General features: G+C 37.1%; 7 protein-coding genes and 1 rRNA gene. 7 read left to right on the top strand and 1 reads right to left on the bottom strand.

The genetic code is table 11. From position 1 onward, the window contains the following. Positions 1-576: 576 nt before the first annotated feature. Entirely contained in the window at positions 577-2,448 is a 1,872-nt protein-coding gene (locus JCM9157_RS21800) for a transglycosylase domain-containing protein (protein ID WP_035668315.1), read from the bottom strand. 178 nt (positions 2,449-2,626) lie between these two features. Here JCM9157_RS21800 and JCM9157_RS21795 point away from each other — a divergent pair, with 178 nt between their 5' ends. The 7 genes from JCM9157_RS21795 to rrf all read left to right on the top strand — a co-directional run bounded on the left by JCM9157_RS21795 (position 2,627) and on the right by rrf (position 11,067). Next, a complete protein-coding gene (locus tag JCM9157_RS21795; RefSeq protein WP_035668313.1) occupies positions 2,627-4,522 on the top strand; it encodes a PrkA family serine protein kinase in 1,896 nt (631 codons plus the stop codon). Positions 4,523-4,655: 133 nt separating this feature from the next. Beyond that, complete coding sequence (gene lepB / locus JCM9157_RS21790) at positions 4,656-5,192, top strand: signal peptidase I (protein WP_439644363.1); 537 nt, start codon at positions 4,656-4,658, stop codon at positions 5,190-5,192. Positions 5,193-5,794: 602 nt separating this feature from the next. Beyond that, the gene (gene yhbH / locus JCM9157_RS21780) at positions 5,795-6,970 is read left to right on the top strand and encodes a sporulation protein YhbH (RefSeq protein ID WP_035668305.1); all 1,176 of its coding nucleotides are present in this window, start codon (positions 5,795-5,797) and stop codon (positions 6,968-6,970) included. Positions 6,971-7,162: 192 nt separating this feature from the next. Next, entirely contained in the window at positions 7,163-7,543 is a 381-nt protein-coding gene (locus JCM9157_RS21775; protein WP_035668303.1) for a PilZ domain-containing protein, read from the top strand. Positions 7,544-7,623: 80 nt separating this feature from the next. After that, positions 7,624-9,855 carry an MASE3 domain-containing protein gene (locus tag JCM9157_RS23680; protein ID WP_052013308.1) on the top strand — a complete coding sequence of 744 codons (2,232 nt, stop codon included), beginning with the start codon at positions 7,624-7,626 and terminating at the stop codon, positions 9,853-9,855. A gap of 11 nt (positions 9,856-9,866) precedes the next feature. After that, a complete protein-coding gene (locus JCM9157_RS21765) occupies positions 9,867-10,853 on the top strand; it encodes a Gfo/Idh/MocA family protein (RefSeq protein ID WP_035668300.1) in 987 nt (328 codons plus the stop codon). A gap of 97 nt (positions 10,854-10,950) precedes the next feature. After that, positions 10,951-11,067: ribosomal RNA gene (gene rrf / locus JCM9157_RS26250) — 5S ribosomal RNA — on the top strand. Positions 11,068-11,093: the final 26 nt, after the last annotated feature.

The following is an 11,093-nucleotide window of genomic DNA, read 5'->3' as shown; positions in this document are numbered from 1 at the left end:
CTCATTAAGGATATGTTGGTTAGCTTAACGAATCCGTTTCATTGCGCTACAGGTACTTGCTTTCCGCGGGGAGAAAGCCAAGCCCCTACGACTTCGTCTGTGGTGTCTTGCCCTTTCCTCTTTTCCCGCAGGAATCAAGTATCTTCCGCTTCATTGCACTTTGGTTTCAGCAACCTCTATCTCATTAAGGATATATTGGTTAGCTTAACGAATCCGTTTCATTGCGCTGCAGGTACTTGCTTTCCGCGGGGAGAAAGCTAAGCCCCCACAGAAATTGAATATTTTTTAATTTTGTGATTGAAATAGAGAGGAAGCCACGTGACTCTTGCCAGGCGATTTAAAAGAGAACACTAACAAGGGGGAGTTATCCCTATTAAAAGTGCGGTTTAGGAGCAAGGAGTAAACCGTTGCGGCTTCCATGAATCTGCTCATCTGAGTTTTTCAGTGTTCCCCTAAAAAACAAAGGTGAGACCCCACAGTGCGTAAGCACGAGGAGGCTCACCAGACGCCCGCGGAAAGCAAAGTTTATTTCCAGAGCTTAGTGCTGTGCAGGGACTAGCATTACTCTATGTCTTCTTATTTCATAATCTCTTTCCAAATCTGCAAATGCGGGGATTGGTCTGATAGGTGGGCGATGCTTAACCATTGGTCTTTGCCGACCCAGACCCCGGTTGTATAGCGATCGTTTAAACCGACAAACCAAAGATCTAAATAATCACTTGATGTACCAGTTTTTCCACCGGCGTAATCTGCAGGTATTTGTGCTTTTCTAGCAGTACCGCTTTCAATAACTTCTGATAACAGTTTTCTCATCTTGTCATTTGTGGCTTTACTCCAGACTTCCATTTCTTCCGGTTCCCAAGCAAATAAAACTTGACCGTTTTTATCTAGTACTTGTTTAATGCCATAAGCAGTTTGATAAGAACCATTACGAGCAAAGGTTGTGTAGGCTCTTGTTAACTCTAGTGGAGTCACACCATGGGTGAATCCTCCTAATGCTGATGTTAACCGCTGTTCCGAGGCGTCTACTTTAGAAAAGTCGAAAGCATCTAAATAGGAAAAGGCTGTTTCAACTCCTACACGGTCAAGAATTCGAATAGCGGGTGTATTATAAGAGTGTTTTAACGCGGTCGCAAGCGACACCATTCCGTATTGTGCGCCTCCATAATTACGAGGACAATACTCTTCCCCTTTTTCCTTATAACAAATATTATCAGCGTTAATCGTACTTTGAATCGGTACGTTGTATTCTTCGAAATAAGGAGCGTAAACAAGTAATGGCTTTATAGCTGAAGCCGTTTGTCTATGCACTTGATATCCTCGGTGCAAGTCGAACTTTCGATAATCTTTTCCAGCGGTCATGGCAATCAACTCATTGTTAACGTGATCAATCACTACAGCCGTTGCTTGAATATCTGTATCGGGTACTTGACGATGAATTGTTTTTATAGCTAGATTTTGCATGAAAGGGTCAAGATATGTTTCAATTTCAATCCCTTGAGCTAGTAAGTGCTGAACCCTTTCTTGCAAATTTTGTTCAATTTTTTGTTTTGCTTCGTCTGAAGGAGCTTGCTTGATTTTTAGATTATACCCTTCACTTTCAGCTACTAAATCAATGAACTCTTGATGTATATAAGTAACATAATCAGGGTGGGTGTCGATTTTTTTTCTGACGTTCAATTGAATTGGATCTACTAGAGCGTCCTGATATTCATCTTCAGAAATATATCTTGCTTCCAGCATTTTTTTTAAAACCCATTCCTGCCTTAACTTTGTACGATCGCTATTTGTTAGAGGATCGTAATGGCTAGGGTTATTTGGAACGGCACTAAGGAATGCGACCTCCGAAAGAGTCAGTCTTTCGCTTGGCTTATTAAAATAATATCTACTAGCAGCTTCAATGCCGTAAACTCCATTGTTAAAATAAACAGTATTAATATATAGCTCGATAATATCATTCTTTGAATATGTCTTCTCCAGTTCATGTGCGTATAAAATTTCACTCATTTTCCGATTGTAGGTTTGTTCATGAGAGAGGAAGAGGTTACGCACAAGTTGTTGTGTCATGGTACTTCCGCCTTCTTCAATGCTTTCTTGTCTGGCATTTGAAAGAATCGCGCGAGTAATCGCAATGAAATCATACCCTTTGTGTTCAAAGAATCGTTGATCTTCCGTTGCGATAAAAGCATCAATGATAAAAGGAGATATTTGATCATACGAGAGATAAACGCGATTAGCATCACGATAGATCTCACTAATAATATCGCCATTTCGATCTGTAATGACACTGTTTGAAGACAAGGTCACTTCCTTTAAATCAACATGACTCTCTATAAGTTCAGATAAAGTTTTTACTTCTTTTACTTCTGCTGTTACTTCAACTAATAAAAACATAAAAGCAATAAAAATAAGACCAATTAAAATCCAACCTGTACTAGATTTCAACATCATACACACTTCTTTCCACGTAGTATAAGTATTGTACCACCAAATTTCTTTTTTGGGGGTTGGAAACAGTAGGGAATGAATTTTTGAACAGATTGTAAAGAATTGTGATGCATGTTCAACCATTTTTCGGCATATGGTTTATTAATCTCGCTCTTGATTACGAGGATGGAGGTATTACATGACCATATTAAAAAAAGTTGAGCATTTCAGAGAAGAAGAAGAACGTTTAAAATGGGAAGGAACATTTGCTGACTATTTAGAACTGCTGAAAGAGAAGCCGTGGGTTGCACAAACTGCTCACTCCCGTGTTTATAATATGATTAAAGATGCCGGAGTCGAGGAAGTTAATGGGAAGAAGGAGTATTCTTTCTTCAAAGATCAATTATACGGGGTAGAAGAATCTCTTGAAAAGTTAGTTGAAGAATATTTCCATTCAGCAGCGAAAAGGCTCGATGTTAAAAAAAGAATCTTGTTGTTAATGGGACCAGTCAGTGGTGGTAAATCTACACTTGTAACGATGCTCAAGCGCGGATTAGAACAGTATTCAAGAACAGACAATGGAGCTGTGTATGCCATTAAAGGATGCCCGATGCATGAGGATCCTCTTCATTTGATTCCAAATCATTTACGAAAAGATTTCTATGATGAATTTGGGATTAAAATTGAAGGGAATCTGTCGCCTTTAAACATGATGCGTGTTGACGAAGAGTATGGTGGTAGAATTGAAGATGTTATTGTCGAACGAATCTTTTTCTCAGAAGATAAGCGTACAGGGATAGGGACATTTAGTCCGTCCGATCCTAAATCACAAGATATTGCTGATTTAACTGGTAGTATTGATTTCTCAACCATTGCTGAATATGGATCAGAGTCCGATCCTCGTGCCTACCGTTTTGATGGGGAGTTGAATAAAGCGAACCGAGGAATGATGGAATTCCAAGAAATGCTGAAATGTGATGAGAAATTTCTATGGCATCTCCTTTCACTAACGCAAGAAGGGAATTTCAAAGCGGGAAGATTCGCATTGATTAGTGCCGACGAATTAATCGTAGCTCATACGAATGAGTCAGAATACAAATCGTTCATTTCAAATAAAAAGAATGAAGCCCTCCACTCACGGATTATTGTCATGAAGGTACCTTATAATTTAAAAGTGGATGAAGAAGAAAGAATTTATAAAAAAATGATTGCAGATAGTGATCTTTCTCATGTGCATATTGCTCCACATGCATTAAAGGTTGCAGCGATCTTTACCATTTTAACGAGATTAAAAGAACCTACGAAACAAGGCGTTGATCTACTGAAGAAAATGCGTTTGTATAATGGGGAAAACGTAGAAGGTTTTAACTCTCAGGATTTAGTTGAATTAAAACAGGAAGATCCTGATGAGGGTATGAGTGGAATTGATCCACGCTATGTAATCAACCGAATCTCTTCAGCTATTATTAGAAAACAACTAACGTCCATTAACGCACTAGATGTTTTGCGTTCCATTAAAGAAGGGTTAAGTGAGCATGCATCTATTTCTAAAGAAGACCGTGAACGCTATTTGGACTTTATTTCAGTTGCCAGAAAAGAGTATGATGCGATTGCCAAGAAAGAAGTCCAAAAGGCATTTGTGTACTCCTATGATGAGTCTGCTAAAACATTAATGGATAACTATCTTGATAATGTAGAAGCGTATTGTAATAAGAACAAGTTACGTGACCCACTAACAGGTGAAGAAATGACACCGGATGAGAAACTAATGCGTTCGATCGAAGAACAAATCGGCATTTCCGAAAATGCGAAGAAAGCGTTCCGCGAAGAGATTTTAATCCGGATTTCTGCTTATGCGCGTAAAGGGAAGAAGTTTGATTATAATTCGCATGAGAGATTACGTGAAGCGATTCAAAAGAAACTATTCGCTGATCTAAAAGACATTGTGAAAATAACAACTTCAACCAAAACACCAGATGAATCTCAACTAAAGAAAGTAAATGAAGTTATTGCTAGATTAATTGACGAACATGGCTATAACTCCACTTCTGCAAATGAACTACTACGTTATGTAGGAAGTCTGTTAAACAGGTAAGTTCAAAAGAAGCAGTCTCCGTTAAGAGGGACTGCTTTTTTTTCTTAATTGACATCAAATTTAAACCCTAGAACAAACCTCTTGTCGACTTCAACAACAGGTGTTACATTGAAAGAAGGACGGAGGAATGAATGTGGAAACGAAGACTACGAATTGGTTAGACTGGTTAAAAACGTTGGTAATTGCTTTAGTCCTAGCGATATTAATTCGGATGTTTCTATTTACTAGCTATGAAGTACAAGGTGAATCCATGATGCCGAATGTATATGATGGAGAGCGATTTCTTGTCAATAAAATCGGGTATGACTTCAACGAGCCCAACAGGTTTGATTTAATTGTATTTCATGCTTCAGAAACAGAAGACTATATTAAAAGAGTCATAGGCCTACCTGGGGATATTATTTACTACCAAGATGATGTACTTTATATAAACAATGAACCAGTACCTGAACCTTTTTTACAATCTAAAGTAGAAGAATACGAATGGGGACCATACACAAATGACTTTGCTGTACCAGAACCAATCCCAGCAGGACACATATATGTACTCGGAGACAATCGCCCTAACAGTCTAGACAGCCGAAGACTAGGTCCAATATCAAATGACCAAATCGTTGGAAAAGTCGACCTTAGGTTCTGGCCCTTAAAAGAAGCAGGATTGATGAAGTAGAAAGTTTTTTCAGTAAAACTTGCCCATGGGTTGAATTAGGGAACAAGTAATAAAAAATACACGAAAGTCTTTTGAAAAGAGGCTAGGATGGTGCTAAATTGTCCTAGCCTCTTTTAAAATTTGGCTTTTTTAAAAATTGTTGCTATAAAAAAATTTCACCCTCGAAGTGAAATGGAGCGGAAGTCACTCGACTCCTGCGGGATATAGACACCGCAGGCAAAGCCGAGGAGGCTCGCCACCTCCCCGCGGAAAGCGAGTGACTGCAGCGCAATGGAACGAACATGTTAAGACACGTAAGCCCATAACAATAAAGATGCGAATTAACCAATCTTAGATCAATTTACATAAATAAAAAAATTCCGCCATTGCATATCCTCTTTTCTTCCATTTTCAGCTTGTCCTATTTCGAAAATAGAAGATTTGTCAGAATTTATTAGCAACTCTCTTCCCTGTCTGCATAGGATAAAGTAAGCCATCTTTTTGAAGGCTCTTTTTTCTAACCACGACTCGAGACCATCATATGCATCTAAATGAAAAAATGTGAACATGAATGTGTGTAAATATTTGATGAGCTGATGATTAGATAAAGGGAGGGGAATCACATGACGAACAACAACAATCAACGCCAATTTGTCGTGTCACAAGAAAACTGGTCTCTTCATCGAAAAGGGTATCAAGACCAGCGACGTCATCAAGAGAAAGTTCAAGAAGCGATTAAGAAAAATTTGCCAGATCTTGTTAGCGAAGAGAATATTGTCATGTCGAATGGTCGAGATGTGATTCGGATTCCGATTCGATCTCTAGATGAATATAAAATCCGGTATAACTATGATAAAAATAAGCATGTTGGTCAAGGACAAGGAGATAGTAAAGTAGGCGATGTTGTAGCAAGGGATCCTAATGCAAAAAAGCAGCAAGGACCAGGAAAAGGCCAAGGAGCAGGTGATCAAGCCGGAGAGGACTATTCTGAGGCGGAAGTTTCCATAATGGAATTGCAAGAAATGCTCTTTAGAGAACTAGAGTTACCTAACTTGCAAAAGAAAGAGGAAGACGAGATTGTCATTGAGGATATTGATTTTAATGATATTCGTAAAAAAGGGTTAATGGGTAATATTGATAAACGCCGTACGATTTTATCTGCGATTAAACGAAATGCGCTAGAAGGAAGACCTGGGTTAATTCCTATTTACAATGATGATCTTCGCTTTAAGACGTGGAATGAGGTCACAAAACCAGAGTCAAAAGCAGTAGTTATTGCAATGATGGATACGAGTGGCTCAATGGGCAGATGGGAAAAATATATGGCTAGAAGTTTCTTTTTCTGGATGACACGATTCTTACGGACTAAATATGAAACAGTAGATATTGAGTTTATTGCCCATCACACTGAAGCAAAAGTTGTTTCAGAAGAAGACTTTTTCTCAAAAGGAGAGAGTGGTGGAACCATTTGCTCTTCAGCATACCGGAAAGCACTTGAAGTAATTGACGGTAAATACGATCCAAAACGTTACAACATCTATCCATTCCATTTCTCCGATGGTGACAATCTTACATCAGACAATGCCCGTTGCCTAAAATTAGTCGAACAATTAATGGATGTCTCTAGTATGTTCGGCTACGGTGAGGTGAATCAATATAGTCGCCATTCCACTCTTATGAGTGCCTATAAAAATATAGATGATATCAGGTTCCGCCATCACATCCTTAAGGAAAAAGGCGACGTTTATCATGCTATGAAAACCTTCTTTAAAAAGGAAGAACAAGAAGCGCTAACTTAAAATGAGTTAAATCCCCCAAAAAAGCTTGCTATGAAAATCATATTTCATAGCAAGCTTTTTTCTAATATATTTAAAATTAAAGCCGATATATATACAGAGATTTGTTTGAGTTTTTATTTTAAAATAAAGTAATATGGGCACACAATAACTTACACATTCAAACTGTAACATAGAAGGAAAGTAGGGTATTACATGTTGAAACGTTATAATCGCAATGAGTCCTTTCGATATGAGTTTGGCCAACCCATTAAGTGTGACATCTATTATGAGCAGATTACAGACGGAGATAGAAAAATAAAAAGTAATGCTCAAACAGGTGCAGTGATTAATATGAGTCCAAAAGGATTGCAGATTCATCTAAGCACTGATTTTTTGGAACAAAATCGTGTAAAAGAAATAGAATGTCAGGTAAAACTCTCATCGGAAGATATATTAACATTAAACGGGCAAATTGTTTGGAGGAAAGCTTATTTAAATGGATATTTATATGGGGTGTTTCTAGGAGATGAAAACATGGAACAAGTCATTATCCAAGAATTAAAGAAGTACAGTAAAAGTTTATTAAATCAATAATTGTATGAACGAAAAATTGTAATAAATAAATGAAGAGTGAATGGTATAATAAGGTAATGGAGTTTGCTGGGGGGAAAACGGTGAAATTAGATAATAGTGAAATTCGGTCCATTATTTTAGCTGTCGTCGGGATTATGATGTTGTTAACTGTATTTTTTTCAGCAAATTATCTAAATAATTATTTGGTAAACCATCATTTATTTGTTCATACTTTATTAGAGTTAATTAGTATTGCTGTTTGTGTGTCGATCTTTATCTATGGTTGGCTAACTTATCCCTATAATCAATCTAAGCTTTTGTTTCTAATCACATTATCTTTTTTAACGATTGCTATTTTTGATGTTCTTCATGTTATGACTTTTCCGGGAATGCCTTTTTTTGAACTCAATCTGCAAGTTTCTGCTTGGCTATGGATGTTTGCTAGGTGGACAGAGGCCATCGTATTAATGTTTGGTTTATATGCAGTTCGAAAAAAACAATACATAGCGGACCTTTTAGAGAAATATTCTCTACTTATCATATTTATTTTCATTCCACTAGGACTTTCCTACCTTGTAAGTCTACTAGGTGATCATCTTCCTTTATTGATTGATAGTTACGGGACAACTTCACTTAAAATAGGAATGGAATATTCTATTGCAACGTTGCATTTATTGGCTATCTTCTACATCTGGAAACAGTACAAGAAAGAAAAAAATCCTTATCTATTAAATTTAATTCGCGCTTGTTTTTTCTTGATTCTATGTGGAATTGCAGTAACTATGTATGAAAGTAGGCAGGATGCGATACATACTGTTGCTCATGTCTTTAAAGTTTTTGGATATTTCTTTATTATGAAAGCTTTTTATTCGGCTACCATTCAAGTACCTTTAGAGAATAAAAAACAGACCGAGAAAAAATTAATAGATGTTGAAAATGAATTAGAGCTCCTATTTAAAAACACGGATGATGCAATATTTATTTATCAATTAAATAATAAACAGCTTATCCAACGCAATCCGGCTTTCACAAAAATGTTTGGATATGGTGAAAATGAACCCTTAAGTATTGATTGTTTGGTTCCAACTCATTTAAGATCTGAATTTGATCAGCTTTATTCACGCTTAGAAAATGGGTATTCAATTGTCGACTATAAAACACAGAGACAACATGCCAATCAAAAATTGATAGATGTTAGTATGACGGTTTCTCCAATGAAAAAACAGGACGGAGAAATTTTGTGTGCGTCGATTATAAGAGATATAACTGAACAAAGAAAAGCTGAAGAAGAATTACGAGAAACAAGGTTAGAACTGCAAGAAACGTTAGCGCAGCATCAAGGTATTATTTTTAAGTTTAAAGAGTATAATGGAGAGTTTATTTATACTTTAATGGAGGGGAAAATCCTCCGGGAAACGGGTGTATTACCAAAAGAAGTAATTGGAAGATCAGTTCAATGCCTTTATCCAACAAGTCATAATGAACTATTTGATCATTATAACCAGAGAGCATGGGAAGGAGAAGCGGTCGAATTTCAATTCGAAACGGACGACGAGTCTATTTACTTAGCTTCTTTAATTCCGATAATAAGAGATGGACAAATTCAAGAAGTACTCGGAACGATTGTTGATATTACAACATTAATAAAGACAGAGGAACTATTAAGAAGATCAGAAAAGCTTTCTGTTGTCGGAGAACTAGCTGCTGGGTTTGCTCATGAAATCAGAAATCCGTTAACGACCATTAAAGGGTTCTTACAGTTATTAAAAAAAGACACTGATACAAAACATAATGAGTACATGTCTATCATGTTAAATGAAATTGATCGCCTTGAGATGATTACAAACGAATTCATGGTCGTAGCTAAGCCACAAGTTGCCAACTATCAAATGGAGGATTTACATTCATTTACTGAAAACGTGATTCAATTTTTACAACCTCAAGCTTTATTAAAAAAGGTTGAAATGGAGTTACATGTTGAGGACACCCTCCCGCTAATTTACTGTGATCGAAACCAGTTACGCCAAGTGTTTATCAATATATATAAGAATGCAATGGAAGCGATGCCTGACGGAGGAACGATCACTACCAAGCTTTGGATAAATGATGAATACATTTCTATATCAATTGAGGACCAAGGAACAGGGATTCCAGAAAACCTGATTCCGCGTTTAGGTGAACCTTTCTATACGTTAAAAGAAAAGGGGACAGGCTTAGGCCTGATGGTTAGTAGAAAAATTATTGAGTCTCATGATGGAATATTAATTATAAAGAGTAAAATGAATATTGGAACGACAATGATAATAAACCTTCCCATCAATAAAAAAGAGTAATGGAGGCCTTTATGATACGGTTTGGAATAATAGGAACAAATTGGATAACAAGTGAATTTATTCATTCAGCTAAGAGAATAAAAGATTTTAAATTAATGGCTGTTTATTCGAGAACGGAAGAGCGAGGGCAAGCATTTGCCAAGGAGCATCAAGTGCCTCTCGTATTTACTGATTTGGAGGAAATGGCGAAATGTGATGAGATTGATGCTATTTACATCGCTAGTCCGAATTCTTTTCATGCTTCTCAAGCGAACTTACTTATGAGCCATGGCAAGCACATTCTTTGTGAAAAACCGCTTGCTTCTAATGAAGCTGAAGTGAACGCAATGATCACATGTGCAAAAGAAAATAATGTTTTGTTAATGGAAGCGTTAAAAACAACTTTTCTTCCAAACTTTAAATCGCTGCAACAACATCTTAATAAGATAGGGACCGTACGTCGATATTTTTCAAGTTACTGTCAATACTCTTCACGTTACGACCGGTATAAAGAAGGAGAAATTCTAAATGCGTTTGATCCTACTTTCTCAAATGGTGCTTTAATGGATATAGGAGTTTATTGTGTCTATCCTTTAGTGACCTTATTCGGGGAACCAGAAGCTATTACCGGTCTCTGTTATAAGCTTAAAACAGGTGTAGATGGTCAAGGAAGCCTCCTTTTACAGTATGGTGAAATGGAAGCTGTCATCATGTATTCAAAAATTTCAAATTCCTATGTTGCCTCTGAAATTCAAGGTGAAAATGGCAGTATCATCATTGATCATATGAACCCGATCAAGGAAGTGAAAATCATTTATAAGGATGGTACGGTTGAAAATATTAGTGTTCCTCAAGATGAACCAGCCATGTATTATGAGGCTCTTGAATTCATCGAGCTGATTAAGAATCGTAAAGTCGAATCAACGATAAATTCATATGAAAATTCACTCATTACAGCTCGTATTGTAGAGGAAGCCAGAAAGCAGATGAATATTGTTTATCCTGCTGATCGTGGGTGAAATCAACTGGTTTCTTCAATGAAAGCATAGAAGATAAGTTAGAGGGTAGAACAAAAGAGCTTGTACTAGAAAAAAGACGAACACAATTTGGTTGCTGCATGGCACTCGCTCCGGAAGAGGTCACACCCTTTCCCATGCTGAATACGGTCGTTAAGCTCTTTTGTACCGATGGTAGTTGAAAGCTTCCCTCTGTGAGAGTAGGACGTTGCCTGGCACACTATAAAAAAGCACAACCCAATT

It is taken from the genome of Halalkalibacter akibai JCM 9157 (assembly GCF_000513135.1).
GTDB classification, from domain to species: domain Bacteria; phylum Bacillota; class Bacilli; order Bacillales; family Bacillaceae_D; genus Halalkalibacter; species Halalkalibacter akibai.
The sequence above is the reverse complement of the archived record's forward strand: the minus strand, read 5'-3'. Positions and strand labels throughout refer to the sequence as shown.